This is a genomic window from Novosphingobium sp. Chol11 (assembly GCF_900218065.1).
Classification (GTDB): domain Bacteria; phylum Pseudomonadota; class Alphaproteobacteria; order Sphingomonadales; family Sphingomonadaceae; genus Sphingobium; species Sphingobium agri.
The window spans coordinates 102,409-125,537 of sequence record NZ_OBMU01000001.1 but is presented as its reverse complement, the minus strand read 5'-3'; the positions used below and the strand labels follow the sequence as shown (position 1 = coordinate 125,537).

22 protein-coding genes, 1 tRNA gene and 1 pseudogene are annotated in these 23,129 nt (G+C 60.5%); 13 read left to right on the top strand and 11 right to left on the bottom strand.

What is annotated here, in order from left to right; translation table 11 throughout:
• Window positions 1–195: 195 nt before the first annotated feature.
• The gene (locus NCHOL11_RS00600) at window positions 196–771 is read right to left on the bottom strand and encodes a peptidase S14 (protein WP_097090611.1); all 576 of its coding nucleotides are present in this window, start codon (window positions 769–771) and stop codon (window positions 196–198) included.
• A gap of 136 nt (window positions 772–907) precedes the next feature.
• On the opposite strand from NCHOL11_RS00600, the gene ruvA reads away from it, so the two are divergent.
• The 3 genes from ruvA (at window position 908) to NCHOL11_RS00585 (ending at window position 4,404) form a co-directional block, all read left to right on the top strand.
• Window positions 908–1,516, top strand: a complete 609-nt coding sequence (gene ruvA / locus NCHOL11_RS00595) for a Holliday junction branch migration protein RuvA (protein ID WP_097090610.1) — start codon at window positions 908–910, stop codon at window positions 1,514–1,516.
• Complete coding sequence (ruvB, locus tag NCHOL11_RS00590) at window positions 1,513–2,532, top strand: Holliday junction branch migration DNA helicase RuvB (RefSeq protein ID WP_097090609.1); 1,020 nt, start codon at window positions 1,513–1,515, stop codon at window positions 2,530–2,532. The genes ruvA and ruvB overlap by 4 nt, the downstream gene beginning before the upstream one ends.
• Window positions 2,533–2,661: 129 nt before the next feature.
• Window positions 2,662–4,404 (top strand): AMP-dependent synthetase/ligase, encoded by a 1,743-nt coding sequence (locus tag NCHOL11_RS00585; protein ID WP_097092624.1) that lies wholly within the window; start codon window positions 2,662–2,664, stop codon window positions 4,402–4,404.
• Between the two features lie 3 nt (window positions 4,405–4,407).
• Here the strand turns inward: NCHOL11_RS00585 and NCHOL11_RS00580 are convergent, their stop codons facing one another.
• The 3 genes from NCHOL11_RS00580 to NCHOL11_RS00570 are packed head-to-tail and all read right to left on the bottom strand — an operon-like array spanning window position 4,408 to window position 6,035.
• The gene (locus tag NCHOL11_RS00580) at window positions 4,408–4,815 is read right to left on the bottom strand and encodes a hypothetical protein (protein ID WP_097090608.1); all 408 of its coding nucleotides are present in this window, start codon (window positions 4,813–4,815) and stop codon (window positions 4,408–4,410) included.
• A gap of 58 nt (window positions 4,816–4,873) precedes the next feature.
• The gene (gene gloB / locus NCHOL11_RS00575; RefSeq protein ID WP_097090607.1) at window positions 4,874–5,596 is read right to left on the bottom strand and encodes a hydroxyacylglutathione hydrolase; all 723 of its coding nucleotides are present in this window, start codon (window positions 5,594–5,596) and stop codon (window positions 4,874–4,876) included.
• Window positions 5,597–5,600: 4 nt separating this feature from the next.
• The gene (locus NCHOL11_RS00570; protein ID WP_097090606.1) at window positions 5,601–6,035 is read right to left on the bottom strand and encodes a VOC family protein; all 435 of its coding nucleotides are present in this window, start codon (window positions 6,033–6,035) and stop codon (window positions 5,601–5,603) included.
• Window positions 6,036–6,138: 103 nt separating this feature from the next.
• Here NCHOL11_RS00570 and NCHOL11_RS00565 point away from each other — a divergent pair, with 103 nt between their 5' ends.
• Complete coding sequence (locus tag NCHOL11_RS00565; protein ID WP_097090605.1) at window positions 6,139–6,843, top strand: SIMPL domain-containing protein; 705 nt, start codon at window positions 6,139–6,141, stop codon at window positions 6,841–6,843.
• A gap of 14 nt (window positions 6,844–6,857) precedes the next feature.
• Here NCHOL11_RS00565 and NCHOL11_RS00560 read toward each other — a convergent pair whose 3' ends face one another.
• Together NCHOL11_RS00560 and NCHOL11_RS00555 are read right to left on the bottom strand one after the other, a co-directional pair.
• Window positions 6,858–7,715 carry a hypothetical protein gene (locus NCHOL11_RS00560; RefSeq protein ID WP_097090604.1) on the bottom strand — a complete coding sequence of 286 codons (858 nt, stop codon included), beginning with the start codon at window positions 7,713–7,715 and terminating at the stop codon, window positions 6,858–6,860.
• The gene (locus tag NCHOL11_RS00555) at window positions 7,712–8,467 is read right to left on the bottom strand and encodes an alpha/beta fold hydrolase (RefSeq protein ID WP_097090603.1); all 756 of its coding nucleotides are present in this window, start codon (window positions 8,465–8,467) and stop codon (window positions 7,712–7,714) included. The genes NCHOL11_RS00560 and NCHOL11_RS00555 overlap by 4 nt, the downstream gene beginning before the upstream one ends.
• Window positions 8,468–8,610: 143 nt before the next feature.
• On the opposite strand from NCHOL11_RS00555, the gene NCHOL11_RS00550 reads away from it, so the two are divergent.
• Window positions 8,611–8,697 (top strand) — tRNA-Leu (locus tag NCHOL11_RS00550).
• Between the two features lie 44 nt (window positions 8,698–8,741).
• A pseudogene (locus tag NCHOL11_RS18765) lies at window positions 8,742–8,861 on the top strand (DUF6538 domain-containing protein); the annotation flags it as partial.
• Between the two features lie 3 nt (window positions 8,862–8,864).
• Here NCHOL11_RS18765 and NCHOL11_RS18120 read toward each other — a convergent pair.
• Complete coding sequence (locus NCHOL11_RS18120) at window positions 8,865–9,002, bottom strand: hypothetical protein (protein WP_176502153.1); 138 nt, start codon at window positions 9,000–9,002, stop codon at window positions 8,865–8,867.
• Window positions 9,003–9,796: 794 nt separating this feature from the next.
• Here NCHOL11_RS18120 and NCHOL11_RS00545 point away from each other — a divergent pair.
• The 4 genes from NCHOL11_RS00545 to NCHOL11_RS00530 all read left to right on the top strand — a co-directional run bounded on the left by NCHOL11_RS00545 (window position 9,797) and on the right by NCHOL11_RS00530 (window position 14,246).
• Window positions 9,797–11,077: a CmpA/NrtA family ABC transporter substrate-binding protein gene (locus NCHOL11_RS00545; RefSeq protein WP_097090602.1), complete on the top strand. Its 1,281-nt coding sequence runs from the start codon at window positions 9,797–9,799 to the stop codon at window positions 11,075–11,077.
• Window positions 11,078–11,094: 17 nt separating this feature from the next.
• The gene (gene ntrB / locus NCHOL11_RS00540) at window positions 11,095–12,054 is read left to right on the top strand and encodes a nitrate ABC transporter permease (RefSeq protein ID WP_255254668.1); all 960 of its coding nucleotides are present in this window, start codon (window positions 11,095–11,097) and stop codon (window positions 12,052–12,054) included.
• A gap of 16 nt (window positions 12,055–12,070) precedes the next feature.
• A complete protein-coding gene (locus NCHOL11_RS00535; RefSeq protein WP_097090600.1) occupies window positions 12,071–12,874 on the top strand; it encodes an ABC transporter ATP-binding protein in 804 nt (267 codons plus the stop codon).
• A gap of 100 nt (window positions 12,875–12,974) precedes the next feature.
• The gene (locus NCHOL11_RS00530; protein ID WP_097090599.1) at window positions 12,975–14,246 is read left to right on the top strand and encodes an alginate export family protein; all 1,272 of its coding nucleotides are present in this window, start codon (window positions 12,975–12,977) and stop codon (window positions 14,244–14,246) included.
• A gap of 232 nt (window positions 14,247–14,478) precedes the next feature.
• Here NCHOL11_RS00530 and NCHOL11_RS00525 read toward each other — a convergent pair whose 3' ends face one another.
• Complete coding sequence (locus tag NCHOL11_RS00525; protein ID WP_255254667.1) at window positions 14,479–17,019, bottom strand: TonB-dependent receptor; 2,541 nt, start codon at window positions 17,017–17,019, stop codon at window positions 14,479–14,481.
• A 209-nt stretch (window positions 17,020–17,228) separates the two neighbouring features.
• A complete protein-coding gene (locus NCHOL11_RS00520) occupies window positions 17,229–18,074 on the bottom strand; it encodes an SMP-30/gluconolactonase/LRE family protein (RefSeq protein WP_097090597.1) in 846 nt (281 codons plus the stop codon).
• A 530-nt stretch (window positions 18,075–18,604) separates the two neighbouring features.
• Here NCHOL11_RS00520 and NCHOL11_RS00515 point away from each other — a divergent pair.
• Complete coding sequence (locus NCHOL11_RS00515) at window positions 18,605–19,969, top strand: aspartate aminotransferase family protein (RefSeq protein ID WP_097090596.1); 1,365 nt, start codon at window positions 18,605–18,607, stop codon at window positions 19,967–19,969.
• A gap of 147 nt (window positions 19,970–20,116) precedes the next feature.
• On the opposite strand, the gene NCHOL11_RS00510 is transcribed toward NCHOL11_RS00515, so the two are convergent.
• Both NCHOL11_RS00510 and NCHOL11_RS00505 read right to left on the bottom strand, forming a co-directional pair.
• Entirely contained in the window at window positions 20,117–20,821 is a 705-nt protein-coding gene (locus NCHOL11_RS00510) for a LuxR C-terminal-related transcriptional regulator (RefSeq protein ID WP_255254666.1), read from the bottom strand.
• Window positions 20,822–21,396: 575 nt separating this feature from the next.
• Window positions 21,397–21,948 carry an outer membrane protein assembly factor BamE gene (locus NCHOL11_RS00505; protein ID WP_097092622.1) on the bottom strand — a complete coding sequence of 184 codons (552 nt, stop codon included), beginning with the start codon at window positions 21,946–21,948 and terminating at the stop codon, window positions 21,397–21,399.
• Between the two features lie 88 nt (window positions 21,949–22,036).
• Between NCHOL11_RS00505 and NCHOL11_RS00500 the strand changes: the two genes are divergently transcribed.
• Together NCHOL11_RS00500 and NCHOL11_RS00495 are read left to right on the top strand one after the other, a co-directional pair.
• Window positions 22,037–22,552: a ubiquinol-cytochrome C chaperone family protein gene (locus NCHOL11_RS00500; protein WP_097092623.1), complete on the top strand. Its 516-nt coding sequence runs from the start codon at window positions 22,037–22,039 to the stop codon at window positions 22,550–22,552.
• The gene (locus NCHOL11_RS00495; protein WP_097090594.1) at window positions 22,549–23,079 is read left to right on the top strand and encodes a YceD family protein; all 531 of its coding nucleotides are present in this window, start codon (window positions 22,549–22,551) and stop codon (window positions 23,077–23,079) included. The genes NCHOL11_RS00500 and NCHOL11_RS00495 overlap by 4 nt, the downstream gene beginning before the upstream one ends.
• Window positions 23,080–23,129: the final 50 nt, after the last annotated feature.

Here is a 23,129-nt window from a genome sequence, read left to right as displayed (position 1 = left end):
GAAGGATTTCAGGATCGCGCTCAATCGGCTTTTCTTTTCACTACCGTTCGCCCTGAATTTGCTTCTCCTACTGTTCGCCCTGAGCTTGTCGAAGGGTTTTACGTTTTAAAATGAGAAAGGCTTCGACAGGCTCAGCCTGAACGGCTTTTAGTTTTTCGGATCAATTTTAGTTTTCAGATCAAATGCTGCGCGCTTCTAGAGCACCGCTGCCACCAGACCGAGCGACGCAGCTTCATTGGCTTCCAGATACCAGTTTTCGGGGGCGCGGCGCAGGACTTCCTCAAGCGTGATGTCGGAACCAAGGATAAGGTTCGAAAAGCCCTCATTTTGAATGGCGATCGAAGATTCAATCTCGTTGAGCGCAGCTTTGAGCGGCGCGATGCAGGTCGTGAGCGGCCCCTGCAAATGGATGTCTTTCGTGATGAGCCGCTCATGGATCATGACCCGCGTGCCGCGGGTGAGATAGCGGTTCTCCTTCGCGAAAAAGCCCATGAAGGTCGCCCCGGCCGAATAGACCGCGGTCTTGCCAAGAAAGACAAGCCTGCGGCCGGCGCTGAGCTCAGAATGAAACCGGATATCCTCGCCCATCATCCGGGCGATTTCGGGATCGCCCCCCAGCGTCGCGATTTCTATTACCACCAAGCCTTCAGAAGGAGCGGCGGCGAGTGCATCCTTGAAGTGCAGATACATCGCCTGGTCCACAGGGCCGGAAAGGCGAATGGCGGGGCAGACGAAATCCTGCGGCGAGAGCAGCGGCGCTTGCATGGACATCAATGGCTTCCTGAAAAAAGGGAGGATTTCGCTGCATTACGCCCAGCAGACCAAATGGTGCCGTGACAACACGCTTTTGACTGGCGCTGCGCTGGAGACGCTGTAAAGAACAGACCATGACCAAAGGGTGCGGGGCATGATCGCGAAATTGAAAGGGCGGCTGGACAGCACCGGGCTGGACCATGCGATCATTGATGTGGCGGGCGTCGGCTATCTGGTCGGGGCATCGTCGCGGACGCTGGCTGCGCTGGGGCCGGTGGGCGAAGCCGTGACCGTGCATACCGAAATGCTGGTGTCGGAGGATTCGATCCGGCTCGTCGGTTTTGCGCGCGGTGAAGAGCGCGACTGGTTCCGCCTGCTGATCGGCGTACAGGGCGTGGGGTCGCGCGTGGCGCTGGCCATTTTGTCGGCGCTTGAACCAGCCGAACTGCATCGCGCGGTGGCGACGGGCGACAAGGCCATGGTGGCGCGCGCCAATGGCGTCGGCCCCAAGCTGGCGCTGCGCATCGTCAATGAACTCAAGGACAAGATCGGCGCCGCGCCGGGCGCGGGTGGAATATCGGGCGCCGGCATCATCCCGGCGACTGCCGGAGGGCTTGGCGCGGATGCCGTGTCTGCGCTTCAGAATCTCGGTTTCAAGCCGGTTGAGGCCAGCAGCGCGGTTGCCGCGGCGGAAGAAGAGCTGGGTGAAGGCGCGACGCTGGATGCGCTGGTGCGGCTGGCGCTGCGGAAGGCGGCCAAGTGAGCGAGGACCGGTTGATCGCCTCGACGCGCCGTCCCGAGGATGCGGACGCAGCTCTGCGGCCCAAATCGCTCACCGAATTTATCGGGCAGCAGGCAGCGCGCGAAAATCTGCGCGTCTTCATCGAGGCGGCGAAGCAGCGTGGCGACGCGTTGGACCATGTGCTGTTCTTTGGCCCGCCCGGCCTTGGCAAGACGACGCTGGCGCAGATCGTTGCGAAGGAGATGGGCGTCGGCTTTCGCGCAACATCGGGCCCGGTGATCGCCAAGTCGGGGGATCTGGCGGCGCTGCTCACCAACCTCGACGAAGGCGACGTGCTGTTCGTGGACGAAATCCACCGGCTCAATCCAGCCGTGGAAGAAGTCCTCTATCCCGCGATGGAGGACCGGGCCCTCGACCTGATGATCGGCGAGGGACCATCGGCCCGGTCGGTGCGCATCGACCTGCCCCGCTTCACGCTGGTGGGCGCGACGACGCGGCAGGGACTGCTGACGACGCCGCTGCGCGACCGTTTCGGCATTCCGGTGCGGCTGCAATTTTATACCGTCGAGGAACTGGAACTGGTGGTGCGGCGCGCTGCCCGGTTGCTCGACCTTGGCATCACGTCTGACGGAGCGATCGAGATCGCCCGGCGGTCGCGCGGAACTCCGCGCATCGCGGGGCGATTACTGCGGCGGGTGCGCGATTTCGCGAACGTCGCTGGTGTCGAAGCGGTGGACGCCAAGGCCGCCGACGCGGCGCTCAGCCGTCTGGAAGTCGATCAACTTGGCCTTGACCTCATGGATCGCCGCTACCTGATGATGATCGCCGACATTTATCGCGGCGGGCCGGTGGGCGTCGAAACGCTGGCGGCAGGGTTGTCGGAGCCGCGCGACACGATCGAAGAGGTGATCGAGCCCTATCTGATCCAGCTTGGCCTCATTGCGCGCACGGCGCGCGGACGCTGTCTCAACGGGCCGGGCTGGAAGCATCTCGGCCTCAATCCACCCAGCGGTCTCCAGGACGGGCTGTTCGACTGAAAAATGCGTGACCGCTACGGCAAGGCACGGCTATAGCGGCCAAAGGAGCGGATGCGCGGGTGATACGCGCCCTCAATCAAGGAGTTGCGCTGCTTGCGGGCGATCGAACAGTATCCCAATCTGGTGACCATGTTCTTCGCGCGGGCGAAGGAAATGGGCGACCTGCCTTTCCTGTGGCGCAAGACAGCAGGCGGCTGGAAATCGCTTAGCTGGACCGAGGTGGCGTTGCAGGTTGCGGGCCTTGCCGCCGCCCTCAAGGCACAAGGGCTGAAGCCAGGCGACCCCGTGATGCTGGTGAGCGAGAACCGGCCGGAATTCTGCATCGCCGACCTTGCCATCATGGCAGCCGGTTGCGTGACGGTGCCGACCTACACCACCAACACGACGCGCGATCATCAACATATCCTGACCGACAGCGGCGCGCGGGCGGTGATCGTGTCGACGGCCAAGCTGGCCCAGACGCTGATGCCCGCCGTCCTGCGATCGCAGGCGAGCTTCATCGTCGGCATGGAACCGCTGCGCGGCGCCCAGGGCGATCTGTCCTGCCATCTGTGGGCGGACATGATCGCGTCGCACATCGCCGATCCGGATGCCTGCGCGGCGGAACAGACCGCCGGGCGGAACGACCTTGCCTGCATCATCTACACCAGCGGCACCGGCGGTGCGCCCCGGGGCGTCATGCAGCATCATGGCGCGATCCTGTGCAATATCGAGGGCGCGGGAAAGCTGGTGGCGGAGGATTTCGGATGGGGGGACGAGGTCTTCCTGTCCTTCCTGCCGCTCAGCCACGCCTATGAGCATAGCGGCGGCCAGTTCCTGCCGATGATGCTGGCGGGGCAGATCTATTATGCCGAGGGGCTGGAGAAGCTTGCCAGCAACATAGAGGAAGCGCGGCCCACGATCATGGTCGTCGTCCCCCGCCTGTTCGAGGTGCTGCGGGCACGGATCATCAAATCGATCGAGAAGCAGGGCAAGTTTCCGGCCTGGCTTCTGGCCCAGTCCCTGCGGATCGCGGCCAAGGAGCAGAGGGGCGAGGGGTCCATTGCCGACCTGCCGGTGAAGCTGTTGCTGAACCGGACGCTGAAACCCAAGATCGCCAAGCGCTTCGGCGGGCGCATGAAGGCTCTGGTATCGGGTGGAGCGCCCCTTAATCCCGATGTTGGGCTTTTCTTCGATGCGATGGGGCTGACGCTGCTACAGGGCTATGGCCAGACGGAGGCCGGGCCGGTCGTCAGCTGCAACCGGCCGGGCGTTGGCATCGCTATGGACACGGTCGGGCCGCCGTTGGACGGGGTCGAGGTGAAGATCGCCGATGATGGCGAGATCCTGGTGCGCGGGGAACTGGTGATGCAGGGCTATTGGCGCAACGCGGCGGAGACCGAGAAAGCGCTGAAGAACGGCTGGCTGCATACCGGCGACATTGGCGAGATCGACCACAAGGGCCGGATCCGGATCACCGACCGCAAGAAGGACCTGATCGTCAACGACAAGGGCGACAATGTGTCGCCGCAGAAGGTCGAGGGCATGTTGACGCTGCAGCCCGAGATTGGCCAGGCTATGGTCTATGGCGACCGGCGGCCGCATCTGGTGGGTCTGCTGGTGCCGGATGCCGAGTGGACGCGCGAATGGGCGCTGGCCGAAGGGAAGACGGCCGATCAGCTTGCGAAAGACGCCCAATATCTGGCGGCGCTAAGGGCGGCGGTGGACCGGGTGAATGAAGAGCTTTCCGTGACCGAACGGGTGCGCCGCATCATCCTGGCCGAGGAGCCCTTCGCAATAGAAAATGGCGAGATGACGCCGTCGATGAAAATCCGCCGCCATGTCATCAAGGCGCGCTACAGCGAACAGCTGGACGCCCTGTATAAAGGTTGAACGTCAGCGATCCGGCGTGCGATAGGGTGTGAAGGAGCCAAGCGCACAACCGCCCGTGATGGACCCGGTAACCAGATCGGCGCTGCGCACGATGTCGCCACGGCAATATTGAGACCCGGCGCCGGTCGGCCTGATGACGAGCGTGTCGCCCCGGCCGAGTCCAGTGCAACTGCCATTAAGGTCATTGCGGTAGACGAGGCGGCCGCTCACCCGGTACAGCAACACGCTTTCGCTGATCGCGGTCAGGCTGGAGCCGGGATAGCGGCTCACGCAACTGACCGGCTCACCGGCGACCTTGCCGTCCAACGCGGCTTCCAGCCGGTCGGCTTGCTTTTCCGTAAGACGCGCGGGTTCGTCACCACCGGCGCACGCTGCCAGCATCAGCGGCGCCAGACACATCCATGCACGCATGGCACTTCTCCTGCACTTGTCTCCGCACGGCGGAGCAATCGCGGTAACGCCCGAACCGTCAGGCCGTATCCTTGGCCCTGCGTCGACGGGCGAGTTCCTGCACATCATTGGCGCGCATGAAGATATTGGTCGCGCGCTCAAGGCCGATGGTGGTGGGCACGGTTGCTTCTCCCCGCGCCCGGGCCTCATCCACCTCGGCCATACGCGCCGCCAGCGCTTCATTGTCCGGCTCGATCGTCAAAGCGAAGCGGCCATTGCCCTGCGTATATTCATGCGCGCAATAAACCGCCGTCTCGTCGGGCAAGGCGGCGAAGCGGGCCATGTTGGCGAACATCTGGTCGGCCGTCCCTTCGAACAGCCGCCCGCAGCCCATCGCGAACAGCGTGTCGCCGACAAAGATGATGCGATCGGAGGCGAGATGATAGGCGATGTGACCGGCGGTATGGGCAGGCACCTCCATGACGGTCGCGACATGGCCGCCAATGTGTACCTCGTCGCCCTCGCCCACCTGCCGGTCGAGCGTACCGATCTTGGCGGCCTCCGCTGCGGGTCCGGTGATCCGGCAGCCGGTCGCGGCCTTGATCGCCGCATTGCCGCCGACATGATCGCCATGCCAGTGCGTGTTCCAGATCTGGCTTATCGTCCATCCCCGCTCCGCCGCCGCAGCCAGCACGGGTTCCGCCACCGCAGGGTCGATCACGACCGTTTCGCCGCTGGCATCATCATGCAGCAGCCAGACATAATTGTCGGACAGTACGGCTATGCGCGCGACGCTCAGCATGGGATTACCAGACGCCTGTGTTCGGCATGGAAGCCCAAGGTTCGGCAGGCTCCAGATGACCGTCCTGCAACAGTTCGATCGAGATATTGTCCGGCGTGCGGACGAAAGCCATATGCCCATCGCGCGGCGGCCGGTTGATGGTGACGCCCGCATCCATCAGACGCTGGCAGACGTCATAGATGTTGCTCACCCGATAGGCGAGATGGCCGAAATTACGGCCCTCGCCATAATGTTCAGCAGGCGTGCCATCTTCCGCTGGCCAGTTATAGGTCAGTTCAACCTGAGCATCCTCGTCCCCCGGCGCGGCGAGAAAAACGAGTGTGTAGCGGCCGCTTTCATTGTCGAAGCGCTTTTGCTCCTCAAGGCCCAACAGCTTGAAGAAGGCGACTGTGCGATCGATGTCGGTCACACGGATCATGGTATGAAGATATTTGGTCAATCAGTCGCTCCATTCGTCGCCAGCAAGCAACGGTTCATCTCGGCAATGGCAGGGTTGCCACCAAGATAGGGCGGCCTGGGCATCGATGAAAGAGGAGACGCGAATGGCATTGGAGTATCGCGACAAGGTGCTGCTGGCTTGTGCCGGGCTGCTGACGCTGGGATTGGTCAGCGGCGGCTATTTGCTGGGTGACGGGTTGAAGCGGGCCAAGGCAGCCGATCGGTCCGTCACGGTCCGCGGCTTAGCGGAGCGCAATGTCACAGCTGATCTCGCTACCTGGTCGATCAGCTATGCTGCGACGGGCTTTGATCTGCCCGCCGTACGCGCGGAGATCGACAACAATACGCAGGAGCTGAAGGCCTATTTCACAAGCCTGGGCTTCAAGCCGGAGGCGCTCACGCCCACCGGCGCTGGCGTCAATCAATATATCAACAACGGCGTCAACACGATCACCATCACCCAGCGCATGTTGTTGCGCACGACCGACATCGCCAAGGCGCAGAAGGCAGTCGCGCAACAGTTCGATCTGGTCCGCCGGGGCGTCACCTTACAGGAGGGATCCGGCATGCGTTACAGCTTCACCAAGCTCAATGACATCAAGCCGCCCATGGTTGCCGCCGCGACCCGCGATGCGCGCGCGGCGGCCGAACAATTTGCCCGCGACAGCGGCGCCAGCGTAGGCGGGATCAAGAGCGCGACCCAGGGCTATTTCTCCATCGATCCGCGCGACGGCGAGGCGGACGGGTCCAGCGACACGCCCTACAAGAAGGTGCGCGTCGTCACGACCGTGGACTTCTACCTCAATTAGGGCGCGTTGCCCGTTCAGCGAGCCGGAGCGCCTGTAGGCAGCCGGGTGAGATTGTCGGCAGCGGCCTTTCCAGCGGGGGATTGCGGGGCGAGCCTGATCGCGCGCTGCCAGGCCGACCGCGCGACATCGTCATGGTCGGTCAGGACTGCGATGTTGCCCTCCTCCAGCGCGACCGACGCATCATCGGGGGAAAGCTGCACCGCGCGCGCAATATGCGCCTGCGCGAGCTTCAACTCTCCAGACCGACGCGCGAGTGTGGCCGATAACAGCCAGGCAAGGGGGTCCTGCGGTACTTGAGCGAGCGCCACATCGAGCGAGTCCCGCGCTTCCTTGGCGTCTGCCAACGCCACGAGAGCCCGGGCGCGATCGAGATAGGTCTCACCCTTTTCAACGCCATCGGGCAAGCCGCGCGCCAAGGCCGCATCGAAACTGCTGCGCGCCTTTGCGGCATCGCCTGCCGCCAGTGCGGCGTTCCCCGCCTGCGCCCACAAGCGGGCGCTTTGCGCCATCTCGCCGCTCCGTTCCGCCTCATCGGCGGCCTGCTCGAAGGCGACCATGGCGGGCGCCCACCGCTCCGCGCGGGCATAAGCGAAACCCATGCAATGGCGCGCGTAGAAAGTGCCTCCTTCAATCCGCCATTTCTGTGCGAAGGCTACACCTTTGTCCGGCGACGCGAGCGCTTCATCAAGGCAGGCCTGAAATGGCGCGGCATATTTTTCCGGAACGGGAATGCGGCCATCGGCAGAGGAGGAACTGCTCGGTCGCGGGGTGGACGCCCGCTGCTCCTCCTTCTTGGGCCGGTTCATCACCGCTTCGATTTCGGGATCATAGGCTTGCGGCGTCAAGAGCAGCAGCGGGAGAAGAAGCATCAGAGAATATCCAGAAGGCTGCCAAGGGTGTTGATCAACAGCGTGATATCGCTGTCACGCGACAGGCGATGATCACCATCCTTAACGAGCAGCGTCTGCACATCATATGAATGCAGGCGCTGGGAAAGCCGCAGGGCCGTCTGCCAAGGCACGTCGCGGTCCTCTTGCCCCTGCAGCAGCCGGACGGGGCAGCTGATCGGGATTGGCCGGTCGAGCAAACGAAGCGCCTGGCCCGACTGCCAGAAAGCGAGCGTAGTCACAAGCGGCTGGTCGCCATAGGGCGTGGGCTCGCGCAACTGGCCCTCCGTAGCCAGCAGCGCCTTGTCCGCGTCGCTGAAGCCCCATTCGGTAAAATCCGGCGCCGCGGCGATCCCGACCAGCCCGGCAATCCTTTCGGGACGAGCCAGCGCGATGAGCAAGGCGATCCAGCCGCCCATCGACGATCCCGCCAGCAGCAGCGGCCCGTCCGTCAAAGCGTCGATCAACAGCAACGCATCGTCACGCCAACTGGCAAGCGTACCATCCTCGAACCGGCCTTCGCTCGCTCCGTTGCCGCCATAGTCGAGCCGCAGCATCGCCCGGCCAGTCCGTGCCGCCCAGGCGTCGATGGCGATCGCCTTGCCGCCTTCCATGTCGGACATATAGCCCGGCAGGAAGACGATGGTCGGGCCGGAACCCGGGCGATGCCGATAGGCGAGGCGCACGCCATCGGCGCGGGCGAACGACGCCAGCGGAACTGCTGAAATAGGGTTCATCGGCTATCTCCCACCGACCTTTGATGCGGCTTGCATGAAGCCAATAGACGCTGGCGCGCGGAAAACCAGAAAGGAAGAAAATAATAGCTCCGATGGAATTGACACTAGGCAGACCAACGGCTAATCGCGCCGTCCTACCCCGTGCCCAGATGGCGGAATTGGTAGACGCACCAGCTTCAGGTGCTGGCGATCGCAAGGTCGTGGAGGTTCGAGTCCTCTTCTGGGCACCATTTCTTCTCAAAGCATTGATAATGCCCCGGGGATCGTCGAAAAGATGGTCCCCAGCGAGCGTCTGCTACAAAGAACTGCTACTCGCCGGATCCCGCACGATGCTCGACCGCTCATGGGTCGTGCCGAAATATGGCGGTCGCTTCAAACCGACAGCTTGAAGATCGCCCTACGCCGGTTGGCCAGCGCCATGGCTCGGGTCGAAACAGAGATCGAACATCACCGCTGCGCCGGTGGCCTTCACTGCGACCCGACGCTGCTCGAACCGTTGTCGAACGATGCCGTGGCAAAGCGTCAGGTGATCCATGATGTGGCTCCGGTGGAGGCAGAGCCAGTGCCCCCCCGTCCCGGCCAGCAATCTCACCCTGGGCGAAACATACGAGCAGTATGACCGATCCGACGCAGGCGTAGTCGGCCCGAACGCGGGAGGCTTATGGGACAAGCCGTAGGCTTGCCGTGTCGATCATCGGCAAAGACGTTCCCATATGATCGCGCGCTCGCGCCCATTGTCGCGACTATATCGACGTGCTGCATTTCATGCCGCGCATTGCCGCTAAGCGGTTTTCGAAGCTCACCGCCCGCTAAGCCTCCGATCGCGCTCGAACGCCCGGCAAGACCGATCTCGGCGCACCAGAACGGATAGACATTCCCTCCGCAGCTAGTGCACGCAAATTTGCCCTGGGCGGCTGAGAAGGGTGGGACTGAAATGGATGCCGGACGGTGGGCCAGCTTAGCGACTTCAGCAGCGGCACACCCCTTCGATTGCAAATTGTGCAACGCAAAAATTTTTCTTGCGACTCGGACGAATCGGTGACAGCTTAATCCATGTCGAGGCAGGGGCGCTTCGACGCATAGGCTGGGACCGCCGATGACGGCAGGAACCAGCTTCGATCTTACAGGATCGAAATCGGCAATGACGCCGCCCGGGCTGGTCTGAACAGACCTCGTCCAGGCGGCTTTTTTATTATGTTTCTCACGCGGACGCGAATGCGCGCCGTGAACCTTCATCATCATCTTTCACACGCCGGGCAGTGCTTCGGCGAATGGCTGACTGCGTGCCTGTCGCAGTGCTGACGATCTGACAGAGAAGGACATTGGGGAATGGCAGAGGGGGACAATCCGAAAGGCGTTAGCCGCCGTGGCGCGTTGAAAACCGGTGGGACAGCTGCGCTTTTTGCTGCGGTGCATCAGGCATTTCCGTCAGGCGCCTTCGCCGCAGGTGCCGGGCCGGAAGTGAGTGGCGCGAAGTTGGGCTTCATCGCCCTTACCGACGCCGCGCCTGTGATCATCGCCAAGGAACTGGGCTTCTTCGCCAAATATGGTCTGCCTGATGTGCAAGTGACCAAGCAGGCCAGCTGGGGCGCGACACGCGACAATCTAGTCTTGGGCAGCGCCGGTGGCGGCATCGACGGCGCGCATATTCTCACGCCAATGCCCTATCTGCTGACGCTGGGCGCGATCGGCAAGGCGACGCCGATGAGCATTCTCGCCCGCCTGAACGTCAACGGTCAGGCCATTTCGGTTTCCAAGGAATATCTGGGCGCGAAAGCCGACATCAGCTCTGCGAAAATGAAGGGCGTGATCGCCCAGCGCAAGGGCGCGGGCAAGAAGATCACGATGGCGATGACCTTCCCCGGCGGGACGCACGACATGTGGATCCGCTACTGGCTGGCGGCGGGTGGCATCGATCCGGACAAGGATGTCGAGCTGATCACCATCCCGCCGCCGCAGATGGTGGCGAACATGAAGGCCGACACGATGGACGCCTTCTGCGTGGGCGAGCCGTGGAATGATCAGCTGGTGGCGCAAAATCTGGGCTACACGGCGGTTTCGACCGGCCAGATGTGGATGAACCATCCCGAAAAGAGCTTCGCCATGCGGTCGGACTGGGTGGCGAAGAACCCGCGCGCCGCAGTCGCCATTACCGCAGCCATCATCGAAGCGCAGCGGTGGGCGGACAATCCGAGCAATATCGCGCGTCTGGCGGGTACGATCGCTGGTCGCGACTATCTGAAGTGCCCGGTTACGGACATTGCCGACCGCCTGCAGGGCAATTTCAACATGGGCGACGGGCGCAAATTCCCGAACGCGGCGTTCAAGATGAAGTTCTTCAACGGCTATGCCTCGTTCCCCTACAAGAGCCACGACCTGTGGTTCCTCACGGAAAATCAGCGCTGGGGCAAGCTGCCCATGTCGCTGGATACCAAGGGGGTGATCAGCAAGGTCAATCGCTCCGACATCTGGCGGAAGGCAGCAGCGATGCTGGGAGGCAAGGGGCCGGCCAGCGATAGCCGCGGCGTCGAGAAATTCTTCGACGGCAAGACCTTCGATCCCAGCAACCCCAAGGCCTATCTGGCCAGCCTGGCGATCAAGCGGGTCTGATGAGGGAGGAAAAAGCCATGGCTCCGTTATCGCCAAAGAGCAGGAATGGAGGGCCGCCGGTATCGTCCGGCGGCACCACCACCGAACTGGGGGTCATCCTGCCCTATCCGGAAGAAGCGATCGCACGACGCAGTTTCGAGCCCGTAGCCGCGCCGGTGAATCCGATCGTGAGCAAGGGGCGTGCGCTAATTGCCGCCATACTGCCCACTGTCGTCATGACCGGGGCGCTGTTGCTGTTCTGGCAGCTTCTGTGCGGATCGCCGGACGCGACTTTCCCCAGCCCTGTGAAAGTCTGGCAGGAAAGTCATAACGTCATCACTCACCCGTTCAAGGGCGTTGAGATCGGCTTTACCCACTTCAGCATCCAGGATGGCGGCGATGTCGGCATTGCCGGTCATGTTCTGACCAGCCTCAGTCGGGTCCTCATCGGCTACAGCATCGCGGCGATCGTCGGTGTGGCGCTGGGTATTCTGATCGGTCAGAGCGTTTTCGCCTTCCGCGCGCTTGATCCCTTGTTCCAGGTGCTGCGCACAGTGCCGCCGCTCGCCTGGTTGCCGATCAGTCTCGCCATCTTTCAGCAAGCGCAGCCAGCGGCGATCTTCCTGATCTTCATCACCGCGATCTGGCCGGTCATCCTGAACACGGCGGCAGGGGTTCAAACTATTCCGGCGGCCTATCGGAACGTGGCGAAGGTGCTCGCGCTCAATCCCGTCGAATATTTCGTCCGGATTATGCTGCCCGCCACCGTGCCGCACATGTTCACCGGGCTGCGTATCGGCGTCGGCATGAGTTGGCTGGCGATAGTGGCGGCGGAGATGGTGCAGGGAGGCACCGGCGTCGGCTTCTTCATCTGGGACAGCTACAACAGCTCGTTGCTCACCGACACGATCGTCGCACTCGTCTGGATCGGCCTGGTCGGATTTACGCTGGATCGCATCGTCGCCTTTGCGGGCCGCATCATCAGCCGGGCAGGCTGAAGGGGAGAGCAGTTTCATGAAACAACGCAGCTATCTCGCGCTTGAGGGCATTACCGTCGAATTTCCCACCAAGGCTGGACGTTTCTGCGCGTTGGACCGCATCGATCTGGAAGTGGACAAGGGGCAGTTCGTAGCGCTGATCGGTCATTCGGGCTGCGGCAAGTCAACCTTGCTCAACGCCGTGGCCGGGCTGGTCAAACCGACCCGCGGGGCGATCTTCCTGGACGGGGAAGTGGTGGATGCACCGGGACCGGACCGTGCAGTCGTGTTCCAGGACCATTCGCTGCTGCCCTGGTTGACCGTCGAGGAAAATGTGCGCCTGGCGGAGGACAAGACGGCGCGCGGCAAGAGCAAGGCAGAGCGCAGGGATTGGGTCATGCACAATCTTGAGCTGGTGCAGATGGCCCATGCCGCCGGCAAGAGGCCCGGCGAATTGTCCGGGGGCATGAAGCAGCGCGTGGGCATCGCCCGAGCGATAGCGATGAACCCGCGCGTCCTATTGATGGACGAACCCTTCGGCGCGCTCGATGCGCTGACGCGGGCGGCGCTGCAGGACGTTGTTATGGATCTGCAGGCGCGGCTCAACAACACGGTGCTGATGATCACCCATGATGTGGACGAGGCCGTGCTGCTCGCTGACCGCGTCGTCATGATAACCAACGGCCCGGCCGCGCGGATCGGCGAGGACCGGCCCGTGGCATTGGCGAGGCCGCGCAACCGGCTCGAAGCCATCGACATGCCTGAATATGCAGAGGCCCGCAGCGCGGTCATTCATTTCCTGCACGAGCGCTACCGCAATCCGGCGACGCTCGCTGCGTGAGGGACAAGTCGCCCACCGAGGCGGCGTCAAGAATATCGGGATTGAGAGGGGATGCCCTGAAAGGCCTCAAGAAGCCATCGGAAGCAATAGAGGGGGAATTATGCGTGGATTGAATATGTTGCTGTCGGCGTCCGCGCTGGCGACGTTAGCGACGCCAGCCTTGGCCCAGGATATCGTGTTCAAGCCGATCGTCGAAGCGCGGCTGCGTTATGAAACGGTCGATCAGGACGGGCCACTGCCGTTGACCAGCAGCCGTGATGCCGATGCAGTCACCATGCGCCTGCGCGCTGGCGGCGAACTGTCCAAGGGACCTTTCGCTTTCCTTGTGGAAGGGGAAGGGACGCTGGCCATCGACGAGGATTATAATAGCGGCGTCAACGGCAAGACGCTCTATCCCATCGTCGCTGATCCTGAGACCGTCGAACTCAATCGCCTGCAACTGCAATATCGCACCAAGCCGCTGGTGGTCACGCTGGGGCGGCAGCGCATCAACCTGGACGATCAGCGCTTTGTCGGTTCGGTCGCGTGGCGCCAAAATGAGCAGACCTTCGACGCACTGCGCGTGGAATATATGGGGGTCAAGAATCTGAAGGTCGATGTGACCTATGCCATCGCCGCACGTACGATCTGGGGAATCGATGGCGGCAAGTTCGGATCAGTGAACCGGCCTACCGAGATTGACGGCGACGACATCTTCGTGAACGTCTCCTACAAGACCAAGCTGGGCACGCTCACCGGCTTTGCCTATCTGATCGATGAGGACGAGCCTGTCGCCGCACTGCTGCGCAACAGCAGTCAGACCTATGGCGCTCGCTTCGCCGGGGCCGTTCCGCTCACCAAGAAGGTGAAGCTGAGCTACCTCGCCAGCTACGCGCGGCAGAGCGATTATCAGAAGAACCCGGTGGACTATAAGGCCGACTATGTCGCGGCGGAACTGGGGCTGGAAGTCGCTCCCTTCAAGCTGACGGCCGGTTATGAATTGTTGGGCTCGGACAGCAGCGCCACTGGCATCGCGGGCGGCTTCGCCTTCCAGACGCCCTTCGCGACGCTGCACAAGTTCAATGGCTGGGCGGACAAGTTCCTGACGACCCCGGCGACGGGCATTCAGGACTATTATGGCGGCATCGCCTACACGATGCCGAAGGTCGGCAAGATGGGGCCGCTGGTCGCATCCTTCGTCTATCACCGTTTCAGCAGTGACCGACTCTCGATCCACTATGGGGACGAATATAACGCCCAAGTGACCTTGAAGATCGACAAGCATCTGAGCGCTCTCGTCAAATATGCGGACTATGAGCGGAAGGGCATCGCGAGCTTCACGGGCGACGCCGACACGAAGAAGTTCTGGGCGCAGATCGACTACGCACTCTGAACAATATTTGGCCAGAACGAAAGTCCGCGACGGGGCATTGTTAGCCAATGGCCCGTCAGATGGAGGCGGTTGTTAGGATGCGTAGCGATATCGCAGCAGATCAACAGACCCTTCATCCTTACATCATCAGACCAGCGCCTCCTTGTGCAAGTAAGGCTCCGCCGCCTGTTAGCGGCTGAGCCTTACTTTTCACCTGCAAAAGTAGAACCGCTATAAGCCGGTCATCACGCCATCAGTCCGACCCGCCGAACTTGTAACGCGCGCGCAGGCCGAACATTCGCGGTTCGCCATACATCTGCGTCCAGGCACCGATCGTCTGGTATGTGCCGGTATTGGTGATCGCATAAAGCTTGTTGGTCAGGTTGGTCGCAAACAGCGACAGGTCCAGCCCGCTGGCAAGAGCATTCTTCCAGTCCAGGGTGGCGTTGAGCAAGCCGAAAGCCGGCAGGCGCACACCTGGCTCGTTTGTGGTGCCGTCTGGGAATGTCTCCGTCGAGAAAGGCGCGGTTTCCTGCGCGTCCGTCCAGTTATAGCTGACGAACAGGCTGACGTTGCCGAACTTCTCGGAGGTCGGGATCGTGAAGCGACCGTAGACCGAGAGAATATTGGGAGACAGATATTGCAACGGGCGGCAGGTCATGTCTGCTCCGGCAAAAACCTTGGGCGACGTGATGGACTGAGCCGTGCAATCCCAGACACCCGAGTTGGAGTCGAACTTGAACGACTTGTAGTGGGAAGAGGTATGGCTGTAGTTCAAGCCGAGTTCGATTTCCCGAGTTGGCCGGATCATGGCCTCCACTTCCACACCCTTGATCACGGCCGAAGCAGTGCTGAGCGTGATCGCGCCGTTGCCGCCGGTGGCGTTGTTGCGGTCACCCGCAGCGCGCTGAATGTTCGAATAATCCAGATAGAAGCCGTTGACGTTGAACCGCGTGGCCATACCGCCGACCTCGAAGTCGGATTTGAAGCCTGCTTCATAGTCGGTGAGATATTCCGGCCCGAAGGTCCGGGTGTTCGGGAACACTGCATAGGCGTTGAAGCCGCCTGCCTTGTAGCCCTTGGTCACCTTCGCATAGAGCATCAGGTCGTCATTCGGCCGATAATCGATCCCCACTGTCCAGTTCGGCGCCGAGCTTTTGAGGTTGCCGGTAAACCGGCAATCAGTGAGCGGCGTCGTTGTGAACTGCGATTTCCAGGAGCACAGGTTGATCACGGCACCCCCGCCCACCGGGATCGCCGACCAGGAAGCCGTAAAGCCCTCCACATGATCCCAGGTATAGCGATACCCACCAGTCAGCCGAACACGATCCAGCGCGGGCACAAACGCTCCGAGATCAAGGCTCGCTTGAGCATAGAGCGCCTTTGATTCATTGGTCACCCCAACCTGGCTGGTGCCAAGCGCGCAGCCAGCTTCGGTTTTGTTACTACATACGTTGATGGAGAAGGATTCCATCAGGCCTGCGGGGGACTGTTTGAAGTAGAAGCCGCCTACGGTATAAGTAAGCTTGTTGTCCAGGGCATTGCCCTGCAACTGCAGTTCTTCCGTGAACAGCTTGTAATGATCACGCGGAGACCGGCGACTTTCAACCGTCGTGCCAGTGTTATAGATCGGCGCGATCGTGCCGTCCTGATCGTTCGAATAATAAGATTTAAAACGAGCATAGCTGATGATGTTACGTATCTTTATATTGTCAGTTGCATCAAAATCAGTGGTGTTCGTGATCCCCCATGTCACTGTCTTGGCGAAATCATCCACGCCATGAGCAGTCTTCCGGGGCCCAAGCTCATTGGCCTTCGCTATTAGATCGGTGTAGTAATTGCAGTTCCCGGCGGAACGACAGAAATCGAATGATGGCACAAAGCTGTCAAGCGCCTGAAAATATCCCGTGTTGAACCCCTTGGCTATTGATCCCGAACCGTTTGTCCGGGAATAGCCGTAATAAGCCATTGTATAGTTCTGAAGAGTTTCGGTCGGGGTCAACAACAGGCCTAAGCGAGCCATGCGCCAATGCGTGTCGTCGCGATCCTTGCGCCAATTAACGTCGTAGGTGAAACCGTCACGATCGCGCGTTGCACCGACCAGGCGAATGCTCACCTTGTCCGTAACGGGCACGTTGAGCATGGCTTCCAGTTCGGTCATATTATAGTTACCGACGCCACCGCCGATATAGCCCTCAAGCCGATCCGTCGGCTTGGCCGGAGTAAGCAGGATCGCGCCACCCGTAGTGTTACGGCCGAACAAAGTGCCCTGCGCACCCGACAAGACCTGCACGCTCTGAAGATCGACGAAGTTACCTGGGCCGCCTTGGTTCGACAGTGTGTAGCCGGATGGCAGCGGTACTTCGTTCATGTACACGACAACTGCGGGCGAACCCTGAAACGATGCCGACTGACCTCGAATGGAAGGTGACATGACGTCGCGCGACGCCTGACCATTGGGCGCGATGACCAACGAGGGCACCGATGCCTGCATGTCTTGAAGGCTTGTGACGCCGCGCTCCCGCAGCCCTTCACCTGAAACCGCTGTAATGGTGATTGGAACATCCTGCGCACGTTCCTCACGCCGCTGGGCGGTTACGACAATCTCGTCGATCGCAGTTTGCGCAGCCGCGATATCAGGCGCGATCACCGCACCCGCAGCAACACCTGCAAGTAACAGCCGACCCGCAAGTCGTCTAAACGCTAGGAATTCAGCCCCCATGTCATCCTCTCCCTTATCTTCTCGTGCGAGAACCATTGAATATTGGAAGAAAACAAAGAAGATTGCCGCCAACAACGCACAGCCATCATAATGCCGACCTCAGGGTCGCTGAATTCACTGAGACGTATGACATGGCAGAGCGTTTCCACTCCGACCCTCTCCAACCTGTTTATTCTTTCCGAATATTTTAATCTACCTACCACTAGGATATATGACCTGCAATGGCCATTTATCAGCTATGACAACTTCTCCGACATGAACATTATACGTTATCAACTTATTTAAGGTCTTGCCCCCGATGACCCGACATCGACACGAGCAACATCGATACGACCACTCCTGACCTTCACTGTCACTGCTGGATCATGATCCGAAGCACAGCAGATGAACAGGTCACGCCCATCCATTCCGCCCAGCATACAGGCATATGGTCGGGCGCCCTCAATCGGGATTTGCGTCAAGATCTCGCCACCTTCGCGCACGCGCACGACAGAGTTCGCAAGGGCAACTGCCACCCAGACGCAGCCTTCCGCATCAAGGCAGATGCCATCTGGTGCATAGCCGCCCAAGTCAGCAAATATCCGCCGATTGGAGAGCCGTCCTTCCGCATCTATGTCAAAAGCTGTCAGGCGAAACGCAAATGTTTCGGCAACGATGAATGTTCGACCATCTGGTGTGATAACGCTGCCGTTCGGGCAATGCAGGTGATCCGCCGCGACTGTAACCATCCCCTCGTCCGCAACCGCAACGATACATGTTGGCCGGGGCGCTTCACCATTGAAATAATCAAATCCGACATTGCCTACGTAGGCGCGGCCCAGATGATCAACGACCATGTCGTTGCTCTGCCCCGAGTGAATGTCCGCCAATTCGGCATGCACCACTAATTGCGCATCCGATCGCCTGCGGTAAAGTCTGCGCTCGTCCATCGACACGACCAGCAGATCGCCATTCGGCAGCCACCCCATGCCCGATGGCCCGCCCGGCACATCGAAATGCTCGTGAATACTACCATCAGGCTCAAGGACGTACACGGTTCCGCCATGCTGGTCGGCGAACCACAAACGCCCTTCATGCCAGCGCGGCCCCTCCGGAAAGGCAAAACCGCGCGCAATGGTTCGGATCATAGGTGCCTTAACGCCGACTGCGGTGAGTTCTTCGGCGAAACCCAAGCTCTTACCTCCCCACTGTCTGCGCTTTATTTTTGCGCCTTGCCTCCATGTTTACACATATTGGCACCTCTTGGCAATGGAGGCTTATCGTTTTGCGGAACGGTAATGCGCGCAACGCATGCAGATCCGCACCAAAGGGCGACCATCTTGATGTATGCGTAGCGAAGCAATAGCCATCATACGAATTGATTCCTCTTCGCCCTGCCAGCATTCCCAGTGTGTTAGGGGGGACGCTGACCCATGCTAGCTACGGGTGAAGCTCCGTCACAGGTCAGAAATCTTCCAGATCATCTGTTGATAACTGTCCACAAAATCGCTTATGACGCAGGTGGGCAAGCTGCTTACCTGCAAGATGCGCCGACGAGTGCGATCGCGCATGAATGAGGTACGTCGATACCCACATGTTTGGCGCATAACGGCTGTCGGACGCTCGTCCACGGGATGGCCGCGAGAGTCTGTTCTTAACGATCGGAAGCACGACGATAATGTACGATCCCAGCGAAAATGCCGCGGCTGATATTGCAGCTCACTTCCATTCCTTCACGAACCTGGCGGCCCATCCTGAGGTCGGCCCCCTTGTCATAACCAAGGGTGATGGCGTGTTCGTGGAAGATGACAAAGGTAACCGCTATCTTGAGGCGGTGTCGGCGCTGTGGTGTGCTTCGCTGGGCTTCAGCAATGAGCGTCTTGCCAAGGCAGGAAGCGATGCGCTGCGAGGCTTGCCTTATTATCACACCTTCACCGGCCGCTCCAATCCGACCGTGATCGAACTGGCCAACAAGCTGCTGTCGGTCGCGCCTGTTCCGATGTCGAAGGTGTTCTTCGCAAACAGCGGATCTGAAGCCAACGACTCCGCTGTGAAGATGATTTGGTATTATCATAATGCCATCGGCAAGCCGGAAAAGAAGAAGATCATCGCCCGGCTCAATGCCTATCATGGCGTGACTGTCGCGTCGGCAAGCCTCAGCGGTCTCGTCACGAACCATCGCGATTTTGACCTGCCGATCGCCAATATCCTGCATGTCGATTGCCCGCATTATTTCCGCTACGCCGAGCCCGGCGAAAGCGAAGAGGATTTCGCCACTCGCCTGGCCGACAATCTTGAAAAGCGGATCCTGGCTGAAGGTCCTGACACCGTCGCCGCTTTCTTCGCTGAGCCGGTGATGGGCGCCGGCGGGGTGATTCCGCCACCGGCGACCTATTTCGAGAAGGTTCAAAAAGTTCTCGCCAAATATGACGTGCTCCTCGTCGCGGACGAAGTGGTGTGTGGCTATGGCCGGACGGGCGAGATGTTCGGTTCGACCACCTTCGGCATGAAGCCTGACATTCTGACGACGGCAAAAGGCCTGTCCTCGGCCTATGCACCCATCTCGGCGGTGATGGTGAATGAGAAGGTCTATGCGCCGATCGCCCGGAACAGCGGCACTATCGGAACCTTTGGCCATGGCTTCACCTATTCCGGCCACCCGGTGAGTTGTGCCATCGCGCTCGAAACCCTGAAGATCTACGAAGAAGATAATGTGGTCGGCCATGTGCAGTCACTGATACCGCAATTCTGGAAGGCGCTGCGTAGTTATGAAGGCCGCAAATATGTCGGCGAAGTGCGTGGCGTAGGGTTGGTAGCCGCGATCGAGCTATATGCCGATCCCAAGAACAGGACCAGCTTCGATCCAGCAGCAAAGGCGGGTGCACGCCTTGTCGAAATCGGGCTCACCCAGGGCCTGATCGTGCGGGCGCTTGGCGACACGATCGTCTTCTGTCCCCCGCTCATCATCACAGCGGAAGAGCTTGACGAGCTATTCGCTTGTTTCGAACGCACCATGGCGATCTTTGAAGAAACTATCGGCTGACCGGCAGGCGAGGGCCGCCAATGCGAGCGGCGGTCGCTGAGCTAGGCTGCCGCTGCTGCACTTCGCCACATCCGGCGAAGTGCAGCATGCACCAATAGCGATCCTTTAGAGAATACTTGCCGCGGCTATCACAAGCCGCGGTGTGGGTCAGGCACGGCTGAGAGGCATTGCGGCGACCTCAAGCTGGGGAAGCTGCGCAGGATGCGGGATCGTGACGTCCATGGGCACAGCCGGCTCCACTTCCGGGACACGGCCGCGCATGCCGTGATTGGCTGCCCAGATGGCGGCTTGGGTGCGGTTCTTGACGCGGAGCTTGCGCAGCACCGCCTTCACATGGACCTTCACCGTCGCCTCGCTGATATCCATCCTCTTGGAAATGACCTTGTTCGGGCATCCCATGATGAGCCAGCGCAGGATTTCCAGCTCACGATCGGACAGGCTTGCAGCATCGACGGGCCGTTCCACCTCCAACGCATCTGTCAGCGTGGGCCGCGACTGCAATTCGTCGGCAAGTTGCGGCGGCAGGACCCGCTCACCCATCGCAACCAGATGCAATGTCGCCACCAGGCGATCGCAACTGATTTCCTTGATGATGTAACCCATCGCGCCCAGGCGGAAGGCCTTCAGCATGGTTTGGAAGTCAAACCGATCGGATAATAGTACCAGATAGGCGCAAGGGAATTTCCGCTGAAGAACGGCGACACTGTCGGCGTCCAGCTCTTCGGTTCCATTATCTATCAGGAGCAACGAAGGCCCCGTATCTTCCTCCGGCACCTCCACCTTTTGGAGCGCGGCGGCAATATTTGGATATTGATTAACCCGGAAGTCCCGCTCAGTGAGAATCCGGCTCAAACCTTCTCTTACGATTGCATTACCGCACAACAGACGCACATTGACTGGGTAAGCCATTGGGTAGTCCCCTCATGATCCCTTCCACTTTCGTTAGCAGGCCCCAAACGAAGCGTGAAAGACCAGTGATCAAATGCCTGCAGTGCAACCCTTTCTTTTCGTTTCAATAAGTTATGACTAGCATATTTACGACGCTAGAGTCCTGAACTGACCTATGGAAATTTAGGGTTAGTTCAACAACTCGCTAACTGATTGGTAAGGTTGTGTATTTCGTTCTTAACCATGGGAGTTATGTCCTAAGCACAGCGTTCCCGATAATACTTTGGGCTTACTGCGAAGAACGTGACTCGAGCATATGCCGGACGAACGATGGTTGCGAGTCTCTATTGGTTAACTTCAGCTGTTAACTATCTTTCCTAACAAGTCCAAAGACTTGCCCTGCGCCAAAAGCGAGGATGCGGCGCTCCTTCGCGGGTAGATCCTGCAGAGACTCGATAGAGCGAGGATTCTAGGTCACAGTAGGAAGGACGTGCCGAACGTCAGGGCGTTTTCAAGCTCAATGACGCCTTCTTCGGCCGTCAGCTTCCGTTAGGGCCGCCGCCGGTATTGCTGCCGCCACCGCCGCCACCCATGCCACCGGCCCCTACTGCGCCGATATTGCCGAATATTTCGTCGAACAGGCTGCGATGGCGGCCCAGGGTGGGCGTCTTGTCGCCGGACGGCGAAATCTTGGCCACCTGCTCAAGGCCCATGCGGTCAACCGCCACGACATTGCCCGCAGGGTCAAAGCGGACATGGAGCACCGTCTGCGCCACCGGCTTGGGATTGGAAAAGGCCAGCGCCCGCATGTCGCGCGACACATAATACCAGTCCTGATCGCCAAATTGGGCAGTAAAGCTGGGGCGGCCCAGCGTCCCTTCTACCGAAGCCCGGTTGTCGATGCCCGGCTGGATCGAATCGACCAGCAGCTTGTCCACCTGATATCCCTGATGGGTGCGGATGCGCGAACAAGCCGAGGTTCCGAGCACGAGCGCGCCAAGGCCGACGGCAAGCAACAGATGTCGGCTGAACTGACGCATGAACTTCTCCTGCCGGGAATGGACCCGGAAACCAAATACCAAAGCCGCCATTGCATCGCGCGGCCCGCCGATCAATATGGAATTGCGCGCCCCCCGGCAAGGGGGCCTCCGCTCAGCTCAGCCAGGAAACCGTTTCGACATGCCAAAGCTTTTCCAGCGCCTGTTCGCGCGCACCGACCCCAAGGATGCGATGCAGCCGCTTTACCAAGCCGTCGTCCGCGAAGGCCGCGCGCCGCATTGGTATATGGAAGGCCAGGTGCCCGACACGATGGATGGCCGGTTCGACATGATCGTCGCCATATTGGCGCAGGTGCTGATGCGGCTTGAAGCGCTCGGAGCAGCTCAGGAAAGCGTCTGGCTCACCGAATTGTTCGTCGACGACATGGACGGGCAGTTACGGCAGGAGGGCGTAGGCGACGTGGTCGTAGGCAAACATGTCGGCCGCATGGTGAGCGCGCTCGGCGGAAGGCTCTCAGCCTACAAAGCGGCCCTTTTGGGCGGAGCGGAACTGCGGGACGCCCTGGCGCGTAACCTGTACCGTGGGGCGACGCCTGCTGGAGACGCCGTGACGCATGTCGAATCCCGGCTGAGGTCGCGCTGGGTCGGCCTTTCCACCTTGCCGCTCGACGCATTGATGGCGGGAGATATTGGATGACTAATCCTGCGCCCGAATTTTCTCGACCCGTTCGGGCCGACCAGATCGCGCGGCATGCGCAAGGCATGACCATCACCGCCGACGCCGGGGAGCGCGACGCGTTGGCGCGACGCTTCAACCTGACATCACTGGATTCGCTTGAGGCTGATTATGCGTTGAGCGAACAGGACGGCGCCATCGAGGCACGGGGCCGGGTACGCGCAAGATTGGCTCAGCCCTGCGTCGCCACCGGTGTAGCGGTGCCGGAGACCATCGATACCGACTTCCTGTTGCGCTTCGTTCCGGAAGGTGGCGGTGCCGATGGTGGTGAGGAATTGGAGATCGATTCGGAAGATTGCGACACGATCGGCTATGACGGGCAGACGATCGACATGGGGGAAGCGGTCGCCGAGACGATGGCGCTGGCGATGACGCCTTATCCTCGATCAGCGGAAGCCGATGCTTATCTGCGAGAAGCGGGCGTATTGACAGAAGAGCAAGCAAGTCCTTTTGCCGTGTTGCAGTCGCTCAAAGACAATAAGTCCTGAGGGACCGGCCTCCACGCGTTTCACTCTCGTCCTTGCTGTGGCATAAACCG

Bases quoted from the DNA above. Each gene is read 5' to 3' on its own strand.
- NCHOL11_RS00600 (WP_097090611.1), bottom strand. From the start codon at position 771: ATGTCCATGCAAGCGCCGCTGCTCTCGCCGCAGGATTTCGTCTGCCCC.
- ruvA (WP_097090610.1), top strand. From the start codon at position 908: ATGATCGCGAAATTGAAAGGGCGGCTGGACAGCACCGGGCTGGACCAT.
- NCHOL11_RS00585 (WP_097092624.1), top strand. From the start codon at position 2,662: ATGTTCTTCGCGCGGGCGAAGGAAATGGGCGACCTGCCTTTCCTGTGG.
- NCHOL11_RS00580 (WP_097090608.1), bottom strand. From the start codon at position 4,815: ATGCGTGCATGGATGTGTCTGGCGCCGCTGATGCTGGCAGCGTGCGCC.
- gloB (WP_097090607.1), bottom strand. From the start codon at position 5,596: ATGCTGAGCGTCGCGCGCATAGCCGTACTGTCCGACAATTATGTCTGG.
- NCHOL11_RS00565 (WP_097090605.1), top strand. From the start codon at position 6,139: ATGGCATTGGAGTATCGCGACAAGGTGCTGCTGGCTTGTGCCGGGCTG.
- NCHOL11_RS00555 (WP_097090603.1), bottom strand. From the start codon at position 8,467: ATGAACCCTATTTCAGCAGTTCCGCTGGCGTCGTTCGCCCGCGCCGAT.
- NCHOL11_RS18120 (WP_176502153.1), bottom strand. From the start codon at position 9,002: ATGGATCACCTGACGCTTTGCCACGGCATCGTTCGACAACGGTTCGAG.
- NCHOL11_RS00545 (WP_097090602.1), top strand. From the start codon at position 9,797: ATGGCAGAGGGGGACAATCCGAAAGGCGTTAGCCGCCGTGGCGCGTTG.
- ntrB (WP_255254668.1), top strand. From the start codon at position 11,095: ATGGCTCCGTTATCGCCAAAGAGCAGGAATGGAGGGCCGCCGGTATCG.
- NCHOL11_RS00535 (WP_097090600.1), top strand. From the start codon at position 12,071: ATGAAACAACGCAGCTATCTCGCGCTTGAGGGCATTACCGTCGAATTT.
- NCHOL11_RS00530 (WP_097090599.1), top strand. From the start codon at position 12,975: ATGCGTGGATTGAATATGTTGCTGTCGGCGTCCGCGCTGGCGACGTTA.
- NCHOL11_RS00520 (WP_097090597.1), bottom strand. From the start codon at position 18,074: ATGATCCGAACCATTGCGCGCGGTTTTGCCTTTCCGGAGGGGCCGCGC.
- NCHOL11_RS00515 (WP_097090596.1), top strand. From the start codon at position 18,605: ATGTACGATCCCAGCGAAAATGCCGCGGCTGATATTGCAGCTCACTTC.
- NCHOL11_RS00505 (WP_097092622.1), bottom strand. From the start codon at position 21,948: ATGGCGGCTTTGGTATTTGGTTTCCGGGTCCATTCCCGGCAGGAGAAG.
- NCHOL11_RS00500 (WP_097092623.1), top strand. From the start codon at position 22,037: ATGCCAAAGCTTTTCCAGCGCCTGTTCGCGCGCACCGACCCCAAGGAT.
- NCHOL11_RS00495 (WP_097090594.1), top strand. From the start codon at position 22,549: ATGACTAATCCTGCGCCCGAATTTTCTCGACCCGTTCGGGCCGACCAG.